At 70.6% G+C, this 18,482-nt stretch carries 18 protein-coding genes; 12 read left to right on the top strand and 6 right to left on the bottom strand.

Annotation, left to right across the window (positions count from 1 at the left end; translation table 11 throughout):
• Positions 1–14: 14 nt before the first annotated feature.
• The 3 genes from FDA94_RS19760 to FDA94_RS19750 all read left to right on the top strand — a co-directional run bounded on the left by FDA94_RS19760 (position 15) and on the right by FDA94_RS19750 (position 1,847).
• Positions 15–695, top strand: a complete 681-nt coding sequence (locus FDA94_RS19760; RefSeq protein ID WP_246060044.1) for a DUF3710 domain-containing protein — start codon at positions 15–17, stop codon at positions 693–695.
• Between the two features lie 70 nt (positions 696–765).
• Positions 766–1,152 carry an OB-fold nucleic acid binding domain-containing protein gene (locus tag FDA94_RS19755; protein WP_137248548.1) on the top strand — a complete coding sequence of 129 codons (387 nt, stop codon included), beginning with the start codon at positions 766–768 and terminating at the stop codon, positions 1,150–1,152.
• A gap of 20 nt (positions 1,153–1,172) precedes the next feature.
• Positions 1,173–1,847 carry a DUF3159 domain-containing protein gene (locus FDA94_RS19750; protein WP_137248547.1) on the top strand — a complete coding sequence of 225 codons (675 nt, stop codon included), beginning with the start codon at positions 1,173–1,175 and terminating at the stop codon, positions 1,845–1,847.
• Positions 1,848–1,851: 4 nt separating this feature from the next.
• Here the strand turns inward: FDA94_RS19750 and FDA94_RS19745 are convergent, their stop codons facing one another.
• Together FDA94_RS19745 and FDA94_RS19740 are read right to left on the bottom strand one after the other, a co-directional pair.
• Complete coding sequence (locus FDA94_RS19745) at positions 1,852–2,511, bottom strand: potassium channel family protein (protein WP_030454388.1); 660 nt, start codon at positions 2,509–2,511, stop codon at positions 1,852–1,854.
• The gene (locus FDA94_RS19740; protein ID WP_137248546.1) at positions 2,511–3,182 is read right to left on the bottom strand and encodes a potassium channel family protein; all 672 of its coding nucleotides are present in this window, start codon (positions 3,180–3,182) and stop codon (positions 2,511–2,513) included. The genes FDA94_RS19745 and FDA94_RS19740 overlap by 1 nt, the downstream gene beginning before the upstream one ends.
• Before the next feature lie 98 nt (positions 3,183–3,280).
• On the opposite strand from FDA94_RS19740, the gene FDA94_RS19735 reads away from it, so the two are divergent.
• Together FDA94_RS19735 and FDA94_RS19730 are read left to right on the top strand one after the other, a co-directional pair.
• A complete protein-coding gene (locus tag FDA94_RS19735; RefSeq protein WP_137248545.1) occupies positions 3,281–5,329 on the top strand; it encodes an APC family permease in 2,049 nt (682 codons plus the stop codon).
• Between the two features lie 7 nt (positions 5,330–5,336).
• Positions 5,337–6,569, top strand: coding sequence for a class I SAM-dependent RNA methyltransferase (locus FDA94_RS19730; protein ID WP_137248544.1), 1,233 nt, complete (start codon positions 5,337–5,339; stop codon positions 6,567–6,569).
• An 803-nt stretch (positions 6,570–7,372) separates the two neighbouring features.
• Here FDA94_RS19730 and FDA94_RS19725 read toward each other — a convergent pair.
• Both FDA94_RS19725 and FDA94_RS19720 read right to left on the bottom strand, forming a co-directional pair.
• Positions 7,373–7,723, bottom strand: coding sequence for a peptidase inhibitor family I36 protein (locus FDA94_RS19725; protein WP_137248543.1), 351 nt, complete (start codon positions 7,721–7,723; stop codon positions 7,373–7,375).
• A 628-nt stretch (positions 7,724–8,351) separates the two neighbouring features.
• A complete protein-coding gene (locus FDA94_RS19720) occupies positions 8,352–8,564 on the bottom strand; it encodes a hypothetical protein (protein ID WP_137248542.1) in 213 nt (70 codons plus the stop codon).
• 147 nt (positions 8,565–8,711) lie between these two features.
• Between FDA94_RS19720 and FDA94_RS41580 the strand changes: the two genes are divergently transcribed.
• The 3 genes from FDA94_RS41580 (at position 8,712) to FDA94_RS19705 (ending at position 10,255) form a co-directional block, all read left to right on the top strand.
• Complete coding sequence (locus tag FDA94_RS41580; RefSeq protein ID WP_212735402.1) at positions 8,712–9,050, top strand: tyrosine-type recombinase/integrase; 339 nt, start codon at positions 8,712–8,714, stop codon at positions 9,048–9,050.
• A 148-nt stretch (positions 9,051–9,198) separates the two neighbouring features.
• Positions 9,199–9,690, top strand: a complete 492-nt coding sequence (locus tag FDA94_RS19710; RefSeq protein ID WP_137248541.1) for an Rv1352/Rv1906c domain-containing protein — start codon at positions 9,199–9,201, stop codon at positions 9,688–9,690.
• A gap of 205 nt (positions 9,691–9,895) precedes the next feature.
• Positions 9,896–10,255 (top strand): hypothetical protein, encoded by a 360-nt coding sequence (locus FDA94_RS19705; RefSeq protein WP_137248540.1) that lies wholly within the window; start codon positions 9,896–9,898, stop codon positions 10,253–10,255.
• On the opposite strand, the gene FDA94_RS19700 is transcribed toward FDA94_RS19705, so the two are convergent.
• Positions 10,249–11,220 (bottom strand): glycoside hydrolase family 18 protein, encoded by a 972-nt coding sequence (locus FDA94_RS19700; RefSeq protein WP_137248539.1) that lies wholly within the window; start codon positions 11,218–11,220, stop codon positions 10,249–10,251. The two genes, FDA94_RS19705 and FDA94_RS19700, sit on opposite strands and share 7 nt — an antisense overlap.
• A gap of 79 nt (positions 11,221–11,299) precedes the next feature.
• On the opposite strand from FDA94_RS19700, the gene FDA94_RS19695 reads away from it, so the two are divergent.
• The 4 genes from FDA94_RS19695 (at position 11,300) to FDA94_RS19680 (ending at position 17,804) form a co-directional block, all read left to right on the top strand.
• Positions 11,300–12,211, top strand: a complete 912-nt coding sequence (locus FDA94_RS19695) for an LLM class F420-dependent oxidoreductase (RefSeq protein ID WP_137248538.1) — start codon at positions 11,300–11,302, stop codon at positions 12,209–12,211.
• Between the two features lie 61 nt (positions 12,212–12,272).
• Positions 12,273–13,658, top strand: a complete 1,386-nt coding sequence (locus FDA94_RS19690) for a 3' terminal RNA ribose 2'-O-methyltransferase Hen1 (protein WP_137248537.1) — start codon at positions 12,273–12,275, stop codon at positions 13,656–13,658.
• Positions 13,655–16,111, top strand: a complete 2,457-nt coding sequence (locus FDA94_RS19685) for a polynucleotide kinase-phosphatase (protein WP_137248536.1) — start codon at positions 13,655–13,657, stop codon at positions 16,109–16,111. The genes FDA94_RS19690 and FDA94_RS19685 overlap by 4 nt, the downstream gene beginning before the upstream one ends.
• Positions 16,112–16,394: 283 nt before the next feature.
• Entirely contained in the window at positions 16,395–17,804 is a 1,410-nt protein-coding gene (locus FDA94_RS19680; RefSeq protein ID WP_137248535.1) for a sugar porter family MFS transporter, read from the top strand.
• On the opposite strand, the gene FDA94_RS19675 is transcribed toward FDA94_RS19680, so the two are convergent.
• Positions 17,758–18,366 (bottom strand): DUF6879 family protein, encoded by a 609-nt coding sequence (locus tag FDA94_RS19675; protein ID WP_137248534.1) that lies wholly within the window; start codon positions 18,364–18,366, stop codon positions 17,758–17,760. The two genes, FDA94_RS19680 and FDA94_RS19675, sit on opposite strands and share 47 nt — an antisense overlap.
• Between the last annotated feature and the right edge of the window lie 116 nt (positions 18,367–18,482).

Raw genomic sequence — 18,482 nt, 5'->3', positions numbered from 1 at the left:
GAAAGGTGACCATCGTGTTCCGACGCCGACGTGGCGCGGCCGAGACCCCGTCCGACCCCACTCCCGGCCAGCAGCCGGCCCCCGCACCCGAGGGCCCGGCCCGCGAGTCCGGCCCCTGGGACGCCGCCGACAGCTACCCGCAGGCCGACAGGGTCGACCTGGGCGGGCTCCACCTGCCCATCGGGCCCGACTTCGAGGTCCAGCTCCAGGTGGCCGGCGAGCAGATCGTCGGCGCGCTGGTGCTGGCCCACGAGAGCGCCCTGCAGCTGCACGCCTTCGCCGCCCCCAAGAAGTCGGGCCTGTGGGACGACCTGCGGGTCGAGCTCGCACGCGACGTCGAGTCGGCCAAGGGCACCGTCGAGGAGACCGAGGGCCCCTTCGGCACCGAGCTCCACGCGGTCGTGCCGCAGCAGAACGGCCCCTCCGCGCCCATCCGCTACATCGGCGTCGACGGGCCGCGCTGGTTCCTGCGGGCCGTCATCACCGGCCGGGCCGCCGTCGACCCCAACGCCGCCGCCGTCCTCGAGGGCGTGGTGCGCGAGGTCGTGGTCGTCCGGGGCGACGACCCGATGGCCCCCCGCGAGGGCATCCCGCTCCAGCTTCCGCCGGAGGCGCGGCAGGCCCTGGAGGAGCAGTCGGAGGACAAGGGCTACGACCCCTACGAGCGGGGCCCGGAGATCACCGAAACCCGGTGAATTCCCGCTTTTGCCCGGTCGATATGGGACCGTTATGCACCTGGACGCCCATCGCCTAGGCTGAAGCATCATGAGCACACAGGAGCCCGTCAAAAAGGGCGGACTACGCGGCTTCTTCCGCCGGCTGGCCACCAGCCAGGCCGAGCTGGAGGCGGCTGAACTTCGGGAAGACCTCGAGAACCACGGGGCCACTCCCATCGCGGCGTGTGGCGAGCGCCAGCGTTTCTGCGTGGCCGGTACCCTTCGTACGGTGACCCTCCGGCCCCGAGGCGGCGCCCCGGCCCTGGAAGCCGAGCTGTACGACGGCTCCGACGTCATCGACCTGGTCTGGCTGGGCCGACGCAAGATCGTCGGCATCGAGCCGGGCCGGGTGGTCCGGGCCGAGGGCCTCGTGAGCCTGCAAGACGGTCGCAAGGTCATGTTCAACCCGCGGTACGAACTTCGCCCAACCGGGTGACGAGGAACGGTGAACCACACGTGAGCACTGCCGAAGAGGCCGCACCGCCACCGCCGGTGAGCGCCCACGAGACCGTTGAGGCCGTGGTCCGGGCCCAGATCGCCAAGGCGTTCGGCGGCAAGCGGGGCACCGTCGAGGCGGCCGTGCCCACGATCGCCTTCACGCTGACCTGGATCTTCACCGAAGACCTGAAGTTCTCCGTGATCCTCTCGGTCGCCCTGTCGGTGGTGCTCCTGCTGGCCCGCATCGTGCAGCGGTCGACGCCGCAGTTCGTGCTCAACAGCCTCTTCGGCATCGGCATCGGCGCGTTCTTCGCGCTGCGCAGCGGCAACGCGGAGGACGCGTTCCTGCCCGGCATGCTCTGGATCGCCGTCGTCGAGGCGCTGATGATCCTGTCGATCCTGGTGCGCTGGCCGTTCCTGGGCTTCCTGCTGGGCGCCACCAACCCCGACGACCCGATCGCCTGGCACCGCGACAAGAGCATCGTCGACCTGTGCGTCAAGCTGTCGTGGATCATGGCCCTGCCCGGCCTGATCAAACTGAGCGTGCAGATCCCGCTCTACCTGGCGGGCAGCGACTACGTCTTCTGGCTCGGCATCGCCAAGGTCGCCCTCGGCTGGCCGGTCTACCTGGCCGCGCTGGCCACGGTGGGCTGGATGCTGGCCCGCGGCCGGACCGCCCAGCCCACCACCTGACCTTTCAGTGGGGAGCGAGGAGCTGACTCAGCTCCTCCTCGACCTCCTGGCTGGCCACGAACAGCAGTTCGTCGCCGGCCTCGAGCGGGTCGTCGGCCGAGGGCACCAGCACCCGGCCCTCGCGCAGGATCGCCACCAGCGCCGAATCGGTCGGCCACGGCACCGAACCGGCCCGCTGGCCCACCACGGGCGCGTCTTCCGGCAGGGTCAGCTCGACCAGGTTGGCCTGCCCCTGGCGGAACGTCATCAGCCGCACCAGGTCGCCGACGCTGACCGCCTCTTCGACGAGCGCGCTGATCAGGCGCGGCGTGGAGACCGCGACGTCGACGCCCCACGACTCGTTGAACAGCCATTCGTTCTTCGGGTGGTTGATGCGGGCGACCACGCGCGGCACGCCGTATTCGGTCTTGGCCAGCAGCGAGACGACGAGGTTGACCTTGTCGTCGCCGGAGGCGGCGATCACGACGTGGCAGGCGTTCAGCCCGGCCTCGTCGAGCGCGGAGATCTCACAGGCGTCGGCGAGCAGCCACTCGGCCCTCGGCACACTGTCGATCTTGATGGCCTTGGGGTCGATGTCGATCAGCAGCACCTCGTGGCCGTTCTCCAGGAGCTCGGCCGCGATCGAACGGCCGACGGCGCCCGCCCCCGCGATCGTGACGCGCATCAGTTCTCCTCGGTCTCGGCCGGCGTGCCGGACAGCACCTTGTTGATGTGGTCCATGTGGTTGCCCACGGCGACGACGTGGAGTACGTCGCCCTCCTGGAGCATGGTGTCTTCGGCCGGCACGACCGCCTCGCCCATGCGGTTGAAGAACGCGACCCGGCCCCCCATGGCGTTCTCGAGGTCGGCGGCGCGGGTGCCGATCCAGGCCGGGTTGTAGGTGACCTCGGCCAGCACGACCGTGCCCGTCGGGTCGCGCCACAGCGGCTCGGCGCCCTCGGGCAGCACCCGGCGCAGGATCTGGTCGGCCGTCCAGCGCACGGTGGCCACGGTCGGGATGCCCAGCCGCTGGTAGACCTCGGCGCGGCGGGGGTCGTAGATGCGGGCCACGACGTTGTCGACGCCGAAGGTCTCGCGGGCCACGCGGGCGCTGATGATGTTCGAGTTGTCGCCGCTGGACACGGCCACGTAGGCCTGGGCCGACTCGATTCCGGCCTCTTCCAGGACGTCTCGGTCGAAGCCGATCCCGGTGACCCGGCGCCCCCGGAACCCCGCGCGCAGGCGGCGGAACGCCTGGGGATCACGATCGATGATCGCGACCGAATGGCCGTTGTCCTCCAGGATGTGGGCGAGCGTGGATCCCACGCGCCCGCACCCCATGATCACGATGTGCATGCTCCCCGCCGATGTCGAGACGTCGATGGGGACAGTATCCCGTCTACGGGCACCGCCGCGTGCCGTGTCCCTGGTCAGGGCGGCTACGCTTCTCAGTCGTGCCAAAGGTGACGGATCTCGTCAAGCGCCTCGTCGTCGGGCGCGCCTTGCGCAGCACCGAGCTGCACGGGCAGCTCCTGCCCAAGCGCGTCGCCCTGCCGGTCTTCGCCAGCGACGCGCTCTCCTCCGTGGCCTACGCGCCGCAGGAGATCCTCGTCATCCTGTCGATCGCCGGTGTCGCCGCCTACAACTTCAGCCCGTGGGTCGCCGTGGGCGTCGTCGTGATCATGCTGACGGTGGTGGCGTCGTACCGGCAGAACGTGCACGCCTACCCGTCGGGCGGCGGCGACTACGAGGTGGCCACGGTCAACCTCGGGCCCAACGCCGGGCTCACGGTGGCCAGCGCGCTGCTGGTCGACTACGTGCTCACGGTGGCCGTGTCGGTCGCCAACGGCGTCGACTACGTCGGCGCCACCATCCCGTTCGTGGCCACCCACAAGCCGCTCGTGGCGATCGTCATCGTGGTGGTCCTGACGCTGATGAACCTGCGGGGCATCCGCGAGTCGGGCATCGCCTTCGCGGTCCCCACCTATCTCTTCATGGCCTCCGTGGTCGGGATGATCCTGTGGGGGCTGTTCCGGCTGGTCGTCCTGGGCGACCAGCTGCGCGCCCCGACGGCCGGGTTCGACGTGGTGCCCGAGGAGATGGACCTGGCCGGGTTCGCCCTGGCGTTCCTGGTGCTGCGGGCCTTCGCGTCGGGCTGCGCGGCGCTGACCGGGGTCGAGGCGATCAGCAACGGCGTGCCGGCCTTCCGCAAGCCCAAGAGCCGCAACGCGGCGACCACGCTGCTGCTGATGGGCACGGTCGCCGTCAGCATGTTCAGCGGCATCATCTTCCTGGGCCTGAAGGCGGGCGTCACGGTCGCCGAACCGGCTCACGTCGCTGAGGGCCTGCTGCGGCCCGACGGCACGGCGGTCGGCTCGAACTACTACCAGGAGCCGATCATCTCGCAGGTCGCCTCGGCCGTCTTCGGGCCGGGAACGATCCTGTTCATCCTGGTCTCGGCCGTCACGGCGCTGATCCTGTTCCTGGCCGCCAACACGGCGTTCAACGGCTTCCCGGTGCTGGGCTCGATCCTGGCGCAGGACCGCTACCTGCCCCGCCAGCTCCACACCCGGGGCGACCGGCTGGCCTTCAGCAACGGCATCATCATCCTGGCCGCCGGGGCGGGCCTGCTGATCTGGGCGTTCGACGCCGACGTCAGCAAGCTGCTGAACCTCTACATCGTGGGCGTGTTCGTGTCGTTCACGCTCAGCCAGACGGGCATGGTCCGCCACTGGACCCGGATGCTGCGCACCGAGACCGACGCCAAGGTCCGGTTCCAGATGATGCGGGCCCGGGTGATCAACGGGTTCGGCGGCGTGATGACCGGGATCGTGCTCGTGGTCGTATTGATCACGAAGTTCACCCACGGCGCCTACATCGTCTGCATCGCCATGCCGGTGCTGTTCCTGATGATGAAGGGCATCCGGCACCACTACGACGCGGTCGCGACCGAGCTGTCGGCGCCGGAGGACGACGTCGACGCCTCGATGCTCCCGGCCCGCAACCACGCGATCGTGCTGGTCTCCAAGATCCACAAGCCGACGCTGCGGGCGCTGGCGTACGCCCGCGCCACCCGGCCCTCGACGCTGGAGGCCGTCTCGGTCGGCGTCGATCCGGCCGAGTCGCAGCGTCTCCAGGAGGAGTGGGACCGGCGCGGCATCCCGGTGACGCTGAAGATCCTCGACTCGCCCTACCGCGAGATCACCCGGCCCATCCTCGAGTACGTCAAGTCGCTGCGCCGCCGCTCCCCGCGCGACGTGGTGACCGTCTACATCCCCGAATACGTCGTCGGCCGCTGGTGGGAGCACCTGCTGCACAACCAGAGCGCGCTGCGGCTCAAGGCCAAGCTGCTGTTCAAGCCCGGGGTCATGGTCACCAGCGTGCCCTGGCAGCTCCACTCGGCCGACCGGGTCATCGGCCGGGTCGAACCGGCCGCCCCGGGGTCCGTGCGCCGGCCCTATGGATCTTCGTCCGGTCGGTCCGACGGCCAGTCCAAGGCATGATGGGGGGATGCTTGAACTGACGGTGGGCCAGGTGGCCAATGGCGGATGGTGCGTCGCCCGGCACGACGGGCGGGTGGTGTTCGTCAGGCACGCGCTTCCCGGAGAGCGCGTCCGGGCCCGGATCACCGAGGAGACGGCCCGGTTCCTGCGCGCCGACGCGGTGGAGATCCTGGAGGCCTCGCCCGACCGGGTGACCCCGCCCTGCCCCTTCAGCGGGCCGGGCAAGTGCGGCGGCTGCGACTGGCAGCACGCCTCCCTGGAGGCGCAGCGGCGCCTGAAGGCCGACGTGGTGGCCGAACAGCTGTCCCGCCTCGCGGGCATCGACCGCAAGATCACGGTCGAGGAGGTGCCCGGCGCGCCCGACGGCCTCGGCTGGCGCACCCGCGTCCAGTACGCGACCGGCCGCGACGGCCTGCTGGGCCTGCGCCGCCACCGCTCCCACGACGTGGAGCCGGTGACCGACTGCCTGATCGCCGACCCCGCGATCGAGGAACTGCGCGTCGCCACCGAGGGCTGGCGCGGCGCCTCCTCGGTCGAGTTCATCGCCTCGACCGGCGGAGACCACGCGGTCGTGGTGACCCCCAAGCCCCACCGCGACGTGCGCATCCCCGACATCGAGGCCAGCGTGATGCTCGACGAGGGCCGGCGCGGCACCCGCGTGCTGCAGGGCCAGGGAACCCTGACCGAACGGGTGGGCGACCGCGACTTCCGCGTCTCGGCCAGCGGCTTCTGGCAGGTCCACCCCGGCGCCGCCGCGACCCTGCTCGACGCCGTCCTCGACTTCGCCCAGCCCAAGCCGGGGGAGTGGGCCCTCGACCTCTACTGCGGCGCCGGCCTGTTCGCCGCCGGCCTCGCCGAGGCGGTCGGCCCCTCGGGCGCCGTGCTGGGCATCGAGAGCGAGGCCCAGGCCGTCCAGGACGCCCGGTGGAACCTGCGCGGCGTCGCCCAGGTCTCCTTCGAACGCGGACGGGTGGAGGAGGCCCTCGACCGGCTGGAGATCGAACGCGCCGACCTGGTCGTGACCGACCCGCCGAGGGCGGGGCTCGGCCGCGAGGTCGTCGACCGCGTGGCGGGCCTGCGCGCCTCCCGGATCGTGTACGTCTCGTGCGACCCGGCGACCCTGGCCCGTGACGTGAAGTGGTTCGGGGAGCTCGGGTACGAACTGTCGGACATCCGGGCTTTCGACCAATATCCGATGACGCACCACGTCGAATGCGTCGCGCTGCTGGTCAGAAGCTAGGCCGCGCGGCTGACCCGGGGTTTTGCAACTCGCGATTGTTCCGCAAAACTCCAGGTCGCTCCATCAACCGCCAAGATCTTTGCGCATGGAGTGCGCACGATCTCGCCGCATCAATCCAAGATCATGACTCCGGGTCGGTCACTCACGGTGGTCGACGACCCAGGTGCCTCGGCGCGCCTGCGTTACGACCCGGCCTTCCGCGGAGCCAGGATCACTCCGGCGGAACGACAACCGCGAGGACGGCCAGGACGACGAAGAACACGATCAGCCGGACCTTCCGGTGCTGGTCTGCAAGCCGCGCAGCATCTGGCGGCTGGTGCGGCCGTGGCGCAAGGGGGTGACGCCGGAGTCGCCGGCGGGCGGGGTGTTCACGTGGCGGGTGCCTGCTGGATGCCGGCCTCCCAGGTACGCACCTGGGCGCCCGTGCTCATCCTGCTCCTGGCAGGCGGACTTGAGACTGCCGTCGACACCGGACTATCGGTCGCAGTCACGTTCGTAGTGGTCGGCGCACTCGGTTACGAGGTTGTGATCGACAGACTACGGACTCGGTGGGGTATCGAGGTCAGGCGACGCCGACGCCAGCCCCCGGATGCGGAGTAGTTGAAAAGGTAGGCCGAACATGCGAAAACGCCCGCCCCCCGTGAGAGAGGCGGGCGTCTTTCGCTTCCAGGCGAGACCCTCACCGTACGCCGGAGCGCGCTCCAGGTTCCGCAGTCGCCCGATCTGCGAGGCGGTCCGGAAGAGGAGTTCCGCTGTCCGAGAGTCCCCGCGCGAGCGGTCACGGCCCGGGGCCGGACACGCGGTCAGTTCCAGGCTATGGCGTCGAATCCGAGGTCAGCGTTGCTGGTTCCGGGCCCGATCTTGACCTGGCGGCCGTTGCACATTCTGGGGCCGACACTGGATCCGGCGTACAGGGTCCAGGTCTGGTCGTCGTTGTTGACGACCGACCGCGCGGTGCCGCCGCCGGGGATGTCCCCGCAGCCGAACCACCAGGGGTTGTAGTGGGAGGTCATCTCCCCCTGGAAGTTGGCTTGGGGGTAGAAACAGATGTAGCCGGGATAGCAGTGGTCCGTTTGGGCGGCAGAGGCGGGTGCCGGTGCGGCCAGGCCCAGTCCGGCAGCAACGATGACAGTGGCGAGAGCGGTTTTGATCATGTCCAATCATCCATTCATAGAGTAACCACTCTTAACTTAACGTAGTCAGTGTTTCCGGGCCTCCCCGCCATTCCGGCACGACGCAGGGCTCTGCCGCGAGTACGAGAACCGCACCAAGGAACGCTGAAGATTCAGCGATGGACCGGGGCGTCCGCAGGCGGTGCTCAGCGCGGCACCCCACTCTGTCGATCGCACTCCCTGACGAGAGGATCTCCGATGCGCATCATCGCGACCGCACTGGCCACCTTGGCCCTGTCCATGGCCCTGTCCATGGCCCTGGCCGGGTCCGTCTCGGCCGCGTCTGGGCACATGCCTTCGGGTCCTTCGGGCGGATCGCGTGGCCCGGATCCGGTCAGTGACCTGCTCGGTGGCCTTCTGGGCGGCGCGGGAACACATTCGTCGATCAGCAGCCTGATCGGAGATCCGTCCATCGACACTCTCGGGGGATTGGCGGGTGTCCTCGGTGGAGCCGGCGGGGGACCTGCCTGACCCGTCGGCACCGTGAAGTAACCGACCCGACCTTCCCACCGCAACGCACGAAGCGCCCCACCTCGGTCCGGAGACCAGAGGTGGGGCGGTCGCTTTGCCCACGGGGAGAGGGCAACCGCCGCGTGCAGGCGCGGCCGGACTACTTCGGCTGGTAGTCCCCGGGCACCAGCTCGCGGCCGGCGTTGTATCGGGGCGCTGCGACCGGGGTGACGGCCCGCCAGGCCGAGTAGGCGGCGAAGACGGCCAGGGCGCGGTCGATCCAGTCTTGGACGGCGTCCTCGGTGAGGACCCAGTCCGGGGGGAACCAGCCGAGCAGGGCGCCGATCCGCAAGATGGCGACCAGGGCGATCACGATGACGGCGCGGATCGGGATGGGCTGCCGCGCGGCGAGTTGCTGCTCATCGGGTGACCTCGAAGTCGACTCTCACGCGGGACCCCGAAGGGGACAGAGCCGCCGACGCTTTCGGGGTCGAACTGGTGGCACACGTGGGACGCGGCGATCAAGCGCCTGAATACGCGGATCGAGTCGGAGAACAAGGACCTGCCGCCGCATCGCCCGCAGGAGCCGGTCCCGCACTATTCTCCGCACGACTGCCGCCACACCGCGGCGAGCCGGCGGGCGCAGAGCGGCATCCCTCTGTACGACATGCAGGCTCTGCTCGGTCACTCTTCGTATCAGACGACTCAGCGTTACGCGCACCTGGTGCCGGGGGGCGCATACTGCAGTGGAAGGCGCATGGTCTCGGCTTTTTGCGCACATGGCGCGCACGGGCAGTCCGTAGGTCGACCTGCATCAGGAGTGAGCCGCGCTGCTGGTCAGAAGCTAGGTCGCCGCTGAGCGCGGACGACGCTCGGCGCCTGTCGGATCGTGTCGACACGGGGAGACTGACATTCGCTACGCCATCGCCCTGCTGGCCCTCGCCCTGGCCGTCGGCTGTGGCGGATCGGAGGTCGCGGCCCCGGTCGGCCCCCTGGACCCGACCACGTTGACCGGCGGCGAGAGGGCATACCTGGAGGCCGCGTACGGCGTCACGAACCGCGACGGCGTCACCGAATACAGCGCGGCCGTGCTCGAAGAGGGACGTGCGCTCTGCGGGAAGCCGCCGACGGCCGACTGGATCATCCACAACGGCAAGGCGGGCGACGAGAGGCTCGCTGCCGCGATCGAGCATCTGTGCCCGATGTTCCTCGACGGCCTAAGGGAAGCCCGGTCGAAGGAGCGAGTCGAACGGGAGGCGCAGCCCTCGGTGGAACTCGGGTTCGACGACGGCGTCTACACGGTCGGCGAGGACATCATGGCCGGCACCTACCAGACGACGGGCGGCCGGGCCGGGGACTGCCACTGGGAGCGGTCGACGGAGAACGGCGACATCATCGACAGTGACCTCGTGAGAGACGCCCCGAAGGAGGTCCGGGTGACCGTCCGGACCGGAGAGGGCTTCAAGAGCCAGGGGTGCGGCACCTGGACCCCGGCCTGACCCGGGCACGAAGAGAGCCCGGCGCGTCTTCCCCTACGGCCGGGCTCTCGAACGCCTATTCTATATCGCCGTTCAGGGGTGGATGGCCGCGCAGCCGGACTGGCCCGTTCGGCGTGTGCGCCTGGTGCGCCAACCAATCCGGTCGGTAACGGAGGTTCGCCGGGCGCCTGGGGCAACTCTGGGAGAGGAAACCCAGAGGAGCCTCATGAGGAGCATCGCCTTGCTGGGCCTCGCCCTGGCCCTGGCCGCCTGCGGCACCGTCGCCGGGGAGGCCCCCGGCGCCCGAACGGGCGACCCCGTCAACGCGGCGGCCTGCCTGGAGTTCGCCCTGGCCGCCGACGACCTCCGCGCGACCGCCCGGGTCACGAAGGGCGAGCTCCGTGCGGCGCTGCGCCACATGGACCGGGCCGTCCAGGCGGCCAACGGCGACGTGGCCCCGCTGATGGACGACGCCGTGCTGGCCGCCGAAGCGGCCGACCCTACGGCCCTCGCGACGGCGCTGGCGGCGGTCGAGGGGGTGTGCCGCAGAGTGGGCACCCCGATCGAGGTGCCCTTCGGCTACTGACGCGGGGCCGTCAGGATCTGGGCGACCGCCTCGGCCGGGGGCGCGCCCCTGACCGACAGTTCGCCCAGGCTGTTCTTGGTCTGGAAGGCCACCAGGGTCTTCGCGTCGGCGACCGTCAGGTCGTCGGGGCTGGCCAGGATCGGGGTCAGGCCCAGGTGGGGCCAGGCCGGGCGGTCCAGCAGGCGGGTCAGCTGGCGGTTGGCGGCGTGGGCGGCGTCGGCGAGGGCACGGAGGTTGTCGCGGGCGCCGGGGCTGAAGGGCACCAGCACGTTGACCCGGCCGATCTCGGCGCCCGCCGCGCGGGTCGCCTTGAGCATCGCACGGTCGGCCAGTGACAGGCCCGCCCTGGTCGCGGGCAGGGTCATCGTCACCATCAGTTCGGAGCCGACGCGGCGGGCCTCCTCCTGGAGACGCTGGATCGCGGCCGCGCGGCGGCCGGTCGTGGCGGGGTCGGCCGAGTCGGTCACCTCGAAGTCGATCAGCCCGGGGCGGTAGGCCTTCATGACCGACCGGTAGGCGCGCAGCAGCCGGGCCGGGCCCGCGCAGGTCGCGGCGAGTTCGGCGCCCCGGGGGCCGCCGAACGACAGGCCCACGGGGCGGCCGGTCTTGTGGAGGGTCGACACCAGCGGCCGCTTCGCCGAGGCCGGCAGGCCGCTCCACGTCGGGAGGCAGCCGGTGGCGTTGACGTGGCCGACCAGGTAGGCCGGCGCCCGGGAGACCCCGCCCTCGGCGCGGATCGCGTCGACGAACGTCACATAGGGGACGGTCTGTTCGGGCTTGGGGGCCACCGCGACGGCGGGGGCGGCGGCCACGGGCGGGGTGACCGGCGCGGCCCATTCGGGCAGCGGCTCGGCGGGGAGCAGCACCAGAGCGGCGGCCGTGGCGCCGACGAGGGCGGTCGCGGCGGCCATGACGAGGGCGCGCGGAGGGGTGCCCACGGGGCGGGGCCGAGGAGCGGAATCCATCTGATTCACCACCGAGCGTCGCGCGACGACTACTATCCGCAAGGGACCCTAGCAAGGGCGGGACGGCGATAATGGCCGAATGAAGTTGAGGATCTTCACGGAGCCCCAGGAGGGCGCGACCTACGACGATCTGCTCGCGGTCGCGCAGGCGACCGAGCGGCTGGGGTTCGACGCGTTCTTCCGATCCGACCACTATCAGGCCATCGGCGCCGGCGACCCCGGGCCGGGATCCACCGACGCCTGGCTCACCCTCGCCGGGCTGGCCCGCGAGACCGCGACGATCCGGCTCGGCACCCTTGTCACCCCCGCGACCTTCCGCCTCCCCGGGCCGCTGGCCATCAGCGTCGCCCAGGCCGACCAGATGAGCGGCGGCCGGATCGAGCTCGGCCTGGGCACCGGCTGGTACGACGCGGAGCACCACTCCTACGGCATCCCCTTCCCGCCGGTGAAGGAGCGCTTCGACCGCTTCGAGGAGCAGCTCGCGATCATCACCGGCCTGTGGGCGGCCGAGAAGACGTTCTCCTACTCCGGGACGCACTACCAGCTCACCGACTCCCCGGCGCTGCCGAAGCCGGTGCAGAGCCCGCCGCCGATCATCATCGGCGGCTTCGGCGCCACCCGCACCCCGAGGCTGGCGGCCACCTACGCGGCCGAGTACAACATCCCCTTCCGCTCCCTCGACGACGTCGCCACCGGCTTCGCCCGGGTGCGCGCCGCCAGCGCCGAGACCGGCCGGTCGCTGGTCTACTCCGTGGCCCAGACCGTCTGCGTCGGCGCCGACGAGGCCGAGGTGGCGCGCCGTGCGGCCGCCATCGGGCAGTCTCCGGAGGAGCTGCGGTCGGGCGGGATCGCCGGCACGCCCGAGGAGGTCGTCGACAAGATCGGCCGCTTCGGCGAGCTGGGCGCCGAGCGCGTGTACCTCCAGGTCATGGACCTGTCCGACCTCGACCACCTCGACCTGATCGCCCGCGAGGTCATGCCCCGCGTCTGAACCGGAAGCGGCCGGGGAAACCCGGTCGCTCCCGGCATTTCGTCAGGGCACACTTCTCCCTGTGCTGCTGACTATCTCGACCACCCGTGAACCGGCGACCGATCTCGGCTATCTGCTGCACAAGCATCCCGATCGAGTGCAGGAGTTCCCGCGGGCGTTCGGGGTCGCGCACGTCTTCTATCCCGAGGCCACCGACCAGAGGTGCACGGCCGCGCTGCTGCTCGACGTCGATCCGGTACGCCTCGCGCGCACCCGAGGCAAGACGACCCCCGACTTCAGCCTCGGCCAGTACGTCAACGACCGCCCCTACGCCGCGTCCTCGCTGCTGTCGACCGCCATGGCCGAGGTGTTCCGGACCGCCAGGTCGGGGCGGTGCGCCGCCCGGCCGGAGCTGGCCGAGACCGCCATCCCGCTGGAGATCGTCCTGCCGGCGCTGCCGTGCCGGGGCGGGCCCACGCTGGCCCGGCGGCTGTTCGAGCCGATGGGCTGGGACGTCGCCGCCGACCCGATCCCGCTCGACCCGGCCTTCCCCGAATGGGGCGACTCCCGCTACGTCACCCTCACGCTCAAGGGGGAGCTGCGGCTCGCGGACGCCCTCAACCACCTCTACGTCCTGCTGCCGGTCCTCGACGACGCCAAGCACTACTGGATCGCCGAGGACGAGGTCGACAAGCTGATCCGCGCGGGCGAGGGCTGGCTGGCCGCCCATCCCGACCTCACCCTCATCACCCGGCGGTTCCTCAACCGCCGGACCGCCCTGACCAGGGCCGCCTTCGCCCGGCTCGCCGAGGTGGGCGACGACGAGGAGGAGACGCTGGAGCCGCCGGCCGAGGAGGAGGTGCGCATCCCCCTCAACACCCTCCGCCGGGACGCCGTCGTGGCCGCCCTCGCCGAACTCCAGGCGCGGACCGTCATCGATCTCGGCTGCGGGTCGGGGCAGCTCATCACGGCCCTGCTCGACCGAGGCGTACCGAAGATCACGGGGGTGGACGTCTCCGCCCACACGCTCATGGTCGCGGCCCGGAAGCTCAAGCTCGACCGCATGGGCAGCCGGACCCGCGAGCGGGTGGACCTCTTCCAGGGGTCGGTCACCTACACCGACGCCCGGTTCGCCGGATACGACGCCGCCGTCCTGATGGAGGTGGTCGAGCATCTCGACCCGCCCCGGCTCCCGGCCATGGAGCGGGTCGTCTTCGGCACCGCCAAGCCCACGTACGTCCTGGTCACCACGCCCAACGCCGAATACAACCCGCGCTACGAGAACCTGACCGGCCTGCGCCACCCCGACCACCGCTTCGAGTGGACCCGCGCCGAGTTCCGCGACTGGGCGAACGCCGTCGCCGGACGGTACGGCTACCAGGTGGAGTTCCGCCCCGTCGGCGACGACGACCCCGAGGTCGGCTCGCCCACTCAGATGGCCGTGTTCGCCAAGGAGGCATCGGTATGACCGAGATCCGTGTCCCGGCGATGTCGCTGGTCGTGCTGGTCGGGGTGTCCGGCAGCGGCAAGTCCACGTTCGCGCGCAAGCACTTCGCGCCCACCCAGGTCATCTCCTCCGACTACTGCCGGGGGCTGGTCGCCGACGACGAGAACGACCAGGCCGCCACGCCGGAGGCGTTCGACCTGCTGCACCACATCGTGGGCGTGCGGCTGCGGCGCGGCCTGCTGACCGTGGTCGACGCGACCAACGTCCAGTGGAAGGCCCGGGAGGCGCTGGTCGCCCTGGCCAAGAGCCACGACGTGCTGTGCGACGCCATCGTGCTCGACGTGCCCGAGGAGGTCGCGGTCGCCCGCAACGCCTTCCGGCCCGACCGCGACTTCGGCTCCCACGTGATCCGCAGGCAGCGGGGCGACCTGCGCAAGTCGCTGTCGAAGATCTCCCGCGACGGGTTCCGCCGCGTCCACGTGCTGCGCGGCGACGAGATCGACGACGCCGTGATCTCCTACGAGAAGGCGTGGACCGACAAGACCGAGCTGACCGGGCCGTTCGACATCGTCGGCGACGTGCACGGCTGCGCCTCGGAGCTGGAGACCCTGCTGTCCGCCCTCGGCTACGTCGACGGCGTCCACCCCGACGGCCGCACGGCCGTGTTCGTCGGCGACCTCGTCGACCGGGGGCCCGACAGCCCGGGGGTGCTGCGCCGGGTCATGGGCATGGTCGAGCGCGGCACCGCGCTGTGCGTCTCGGGCAACCACGAGCAGAAGCTGGTACGCGCCCTCAACGGCCGCAAGGTGCGGGTCGCCCACGGCCTGGAGACGTCGCTGGAGCAGTTCGCCCGCGAGGACGCCGAGTTCACCGACCGGGCCAGGGCGTTCATGGACGGCCTCATCAGCCACTACGTCCTCGACGGCGGCCGGCTCGTGGTCGCGCACGCCGGTCTGAAGGAGGCCTACCACGGCCGCGCCTCGGGCCGGGTGCGGTCGTTCGCCCTCTACGGCGACACCACCGGCGAGACCGACGAGTACGGCCTGCCGGTCCGCTACCCGTGGGCCGAGCAGTACCGGGGCCGGGCCATGGTCGTCTACGGCCACACCCCGACCACTCACGCCGAGTGGGTCAACAACACCATCTGCCTCGACACCGGTGCCGTCTTCGGCGGCCGGCTCACCGCGCTGCGCTACCCGGAGAAGGAGCTCGTCTCGGTCCCGGCCGAGCGGGTCTGGTACGAACCCGCCCGCCCGCTCACCTCGCGGGGCCGTGAGCCCGACGTCCTGGACATCCGCGACGTCACCGGCGACCGCTACGTCGAGACCTCGACCGGCACGATCAAGATCCGCGAGGAGAACGCCACCGCCGCCCTGGAGATCATGAGCCGGTTCGCGGTCGACCCGCGCTGGCTGGTCTACCTGCCGCCGACGATGGCCCCGCCGGAGACCTCGAAGAAGGACGGCTACCTCGAACACCCCGACGAGGCCTTCGCCGAGTTCGCCGCCGCCGGGGTGGCCCGGGTGGTGTGCGAGGAGAAGCACATGGGCTCCCGCGCGATCGTCGTGCTGGCCCGCACCCCGGAGGACGCCCAGGCGAAATTCGGCATCGAGGGCATCGGCACGGTCTTCACCAGGACCGGCCGCCCCTTCTTCGGCGGCGACCTCCAGGAACGGTTCACGGCCGGGCTCCGCGAGGCCTTCGCCCCGCTGCTGGAGGACTCCCCGTGGCTGGTGCTCGACGGCGAGCTGCTGCCCTGGTCGGCCAAGGCCGGTGAGCTGATCCGCAGCCAGTACGCCTCGGTCGGCGCCGCCGCCGGGGCCGCGCTGCCCGTCGCGGTGACGGCGCTCGAGGCGGCGGCCGGGCGAGGTCTGGATGTGGGATCGATACTGGACCGCGCCCGGCGCCGCGAGATCAACGCTGCCCGGTTCCGCGAGGCCTATGCCCGTTACTGCGAGCCCGTTTCCGGCCTTTCCGGTCTGCGCTTCGCGCCCTTCCAGATCCTCGCCTGCGCCGAGGGCGCCACCGCCGTGACCCGGCCGCACGACTGGCACCTCGACCGGCTGGCCGGCGTCGTCCATCCGCTGGTGGCCGCCACGCGGCACACGTACGTGGACCTGGAGCGGGAAGACCAGCGCCGGGCGGCGGCCGACTGGTGGACGGCGCTCACCGGCGCCGGCGGCGAGGGCATGGTGGTCAAGCCGGTCGACCACCCCGGCGGGCGGGTGCAGCCGGGGATCAAGGTGCGCGGGCCCGAATATCTGCGCATCATCTACGGCCCCGACTACCTGGAGTCGCTCGACGAGCTGCGCAGACGTTTTCTCGGCCGGAAGCGGTCGCTGGCGCTGCGCGAGCATAGCCTGGGAGTCGAGGCGCTCTCGCGACTGGCGGCCGGTGAGCCGCTCCACCGCGTCCACGAGGCGGTCTTCTCGGTGCTCGCCCTGGAGTGTGAGCCCGTCGACCCCCGGTTGTGAGCGGGGTTTCACGGGAGCGACACGTTCGTCACCCCCAGGGTCCTCTAGGAGGGCCTAACATCGGGGCAGACGACAGAGCGTGAACTTGCGATCACTCATGAATGAACGTGAACCGAGAAGGCCATGGTTTCACCTGCGTCATGACTGGCAGGACACCGAGCGCATCGGGAACGTCGTGGTGCAGCACTGCACTGTGTGCCTGAAAAGCAGAGTACGTATCCGGTAATGGCCCCTTAGTGTAGCCATTGCGCTACTTGCCGTAATTGTGGGGCAAGTAGGCTGCATGGGGGGTCCACCGGTAGCCGCGCAACGTCAGGAGCGTCTCGGCTACGTCACGTTCATCGCGGCGGCCGGTGCCATAGGCGGATTCCTGTTCGGCTACGACAGCGCGGTGATCAACGGCGCCGTCGTGGGCATCCAGCGCTATTTCAACGTGGGCCCGTTCACCATCGGCCTGGTGGTGGCCATCGCGCTGCTCGGCTCGGCCGTGGGGGCCTGGTTCGCCGGCAGCCTCGCCGACCGGTGGGGACGCACCAAGACCATGCGGCTGGCCGCCGGTATCTTCGCCGTCAGCTCCGTCGGGCAGGCGCTGCCCTTCGCGATCTGGGACCTGGCCTTCTGGCGGGTCCTCGCCGGCGCCGCGATCGGCATGGCCTCGGTCCTCGGGCCCGCCTACATCGCCGAGGTCGCGCCGCCCGCCTACCGGGGGCGGCTCGGGTCGTTCCAGCAGCTCGCCATCGTGCTCGGCATCGCCGTCTCGCAGCTGGTGAACCTGGCCATCAACCTGTGGGCCGGGGGAGAGGTCAACAACGACCTGGGCGGCCTGCAGGCCTGGCAGTGGATGCTCGGCGCCTGCCTGGTGCCCGCCCTGATCTTCCTCGTGTTCGCCAGCGTCATCCCCGAATCGCCCCGCTACCTGGTCTCGGCCGGGCGCGAGCGGCAGGCCCGTGAGGTGCTGCGCGACATCGAGGGCGACCACGTCGACCTCGACGAACGGGTGGCCGAGATCAGGAGCGTGCTGCTCACCCGGCGGCGTCCCCGGCTCGGCGACCTGAGGGGACCCCGCTTCGGGCTGCTGCCGATCGTCTGGGTCGGCATCATCCTGTCGGTCTTCCAGCAGTTCGTCGGCATCAACGTGATCTTCTACTACTCGTCGGTGCTCTGGCAGTCGGTCGGCATCACCCAGTCGGACTCGCTGCTGATCAGCTTCTCCAGCTCGATCATCAACATCGTCGGCACGTTCATCGCCATGGCCCTGGTCGACACGGTCGGCCGCCGCCCGCTGCTGCTGGTCGGCTCGGCCGGCATGGCGATCGCGCTGGCCGTGGCGTCGTGGTCGTTCAGCTACAGCCGCAGCATCGACGGGATCGTGCAGCTGCCCGCCACGCAGGGCGCCGCCGCCCTGATCGCGGCCAACGCGTTCGTGCTGTTCTTCGCGTTGTCGTGGGGAGTCATCGTGTGGGTGCTGCTGGGCGAGATGTTCCCCGGCCGGATCAGGGCGGCGGCGCTGTCGGTCGCGGCGGCGGCGCAGTGGCTGGCCAACTGGGCGGTCACCGTGACGTTCCCGTCGCTGTCGAACTGGAACCTGGCGCTGACCTACCTGTTCTACGCCGTGTTCGCCGCGCTGTCGTACCTGTTCGTGGTCTTCATCGTGAAGGAGACGAAGGGTCGAAAACTGGAGGAGATGGGGTAGCTTCCGTCAGCCACGGGTCGAGGGCGCCGGCCTGGCCGTAGAGGGTCTCCAGCCCCGCCAGGCAGGCCGCGATCACGTCTTTCTCGACGATCCGCCGCCCGCCGACGTGGGCGCCGACGTCGTCGTAGCGGACCTCGTACATGAGCTCGCGGGACAGGATCAGGATCTCCGGGAGCGGCCCCGCCCGCTCCAGGTGCCGCACCGCCTCGGCGTCGAGCACGCGGGTGCGTTCACCCGCTCTGGCCCGCGCCTTCAGCACCTGAAGTTCCCATCGCAGGTACGCCGTCAGCGGCCGTTCGGCGATCCGCAGCCGCCGCAGCTCCACCGAATCGGGCACGTCGGCGGCGAACTCCCCGGCCGACTCCTCGATGAGCTCCATCGACCGGTCCCAGTCGCCCTCGGACCAGGCGACCCAGCTCGGACTGTAGGGCTCGTGAAAGTGCTGGGCTCGTTCGAGCTTCCAGAGCACCCCCTCCATCTCCCGGTAGAGGCCGTAGAACTCGGTCGTGTACGCCTTCCGGTCGAGCATGACCCCGGGGGCGCCTTGCACGATCTCCCGCACACATCCTCCTGGCGGTCCGGCGACCCGCGCCGCTCGCCGGCCCGAAGTGGTGGTCAGTTGCCGTACGAGTTGCTGCAGATGGCTGTCTCGTTACGCTCCAGGCGGCGAATGGTGAT

Source organism: Herbidospora galbida (genome assembly GCF_005233835.1).
In the GTDB taxonomy this organism is placed as follows: Bacteria; Actinomycetota; Actinomycetes; order Streptosporangiales; family Streptosporangiaceae; genus Herbidospora; species Herbidospora galbida.
Note: the sequence above shows the minus strand (reverse complement) of the source record. Positions and strands in the feature narration are given on the sequence as shown.

Bases quoted from the DNA above. Each gene is read 5' to 3' on its own strand.
- FDA94_RS19755 (WP_137248548.1), top strand. From the start codon at position 766: ATGAGCACACAGGAGCCCGTCAAAAAGGGCGGACTACGCGGCTTCTTC.
- FDA94_RS19745 (WP_030454388.1), bottom strand. From the start codon at position 2,511: ATGCGCGTCACGATCGCGGGGGCGGGCGCCGTCGGCCGTTCGATCGCG.
- FDA94_RS19740 (WP_137248546.1), bottom strand. From the start codon at position 3,182: ATGCACATCGTGATCATGGGGTGCGGGCGCGTGGGATCCACGCTCGCC.
- FDA94_RS19730 (WP_137248544.1), top strand. From the start codon at position 5,337: ATGCTTGAACTGACGGTGGGCCAGGTGGCCAATGGCGGATGGTGCGTC.
- FDA94_RS19725 (WP_137248543.1), bottom strand. From the start codon at position 7,723: ATGATCAAAACCGCTCTCGCCACTGTCATCGTTGCTGCCGGACTGGGC.
- FDA94_RS19705 (WP_137248540.1), top strand. From the start codon at position 9,896: ATGAGGAGCATCGCCTTGCTGGGCCTCGCCCTGGCCCTGGCCGCCTGC.
- FDA94_RS19700 (WP_137248539.1), bottom strand. From the start codon at position 11,220: ATGGATTCCGCTCCTCGGCCCCGCCCCGTGGGCACCCCTCCGCGCGCC.
- FDA94_RS19695 (WP_137248538.1), top strand. From the start codon at position 11,300: ATGAAGTTGAGGATCTTCACGGAGCCCCAGGAGGGCGCGACCTACGAC.
- FDA94_RS19685 (WP_137248536.1), top strand. From the start codon at position 13,655: ATGACCGAGATCCGTGTCCCGGCGATGTCGCTGGTCGTGCTGGTCGGG.
- FDA94_RS19680 (WP_137248535.1), top strand. From the start codon at position 16,395: ATGGGGGGTCCACCGGTAGCCGCGCAACGTCAGGAGCGTCTCGGCTAC.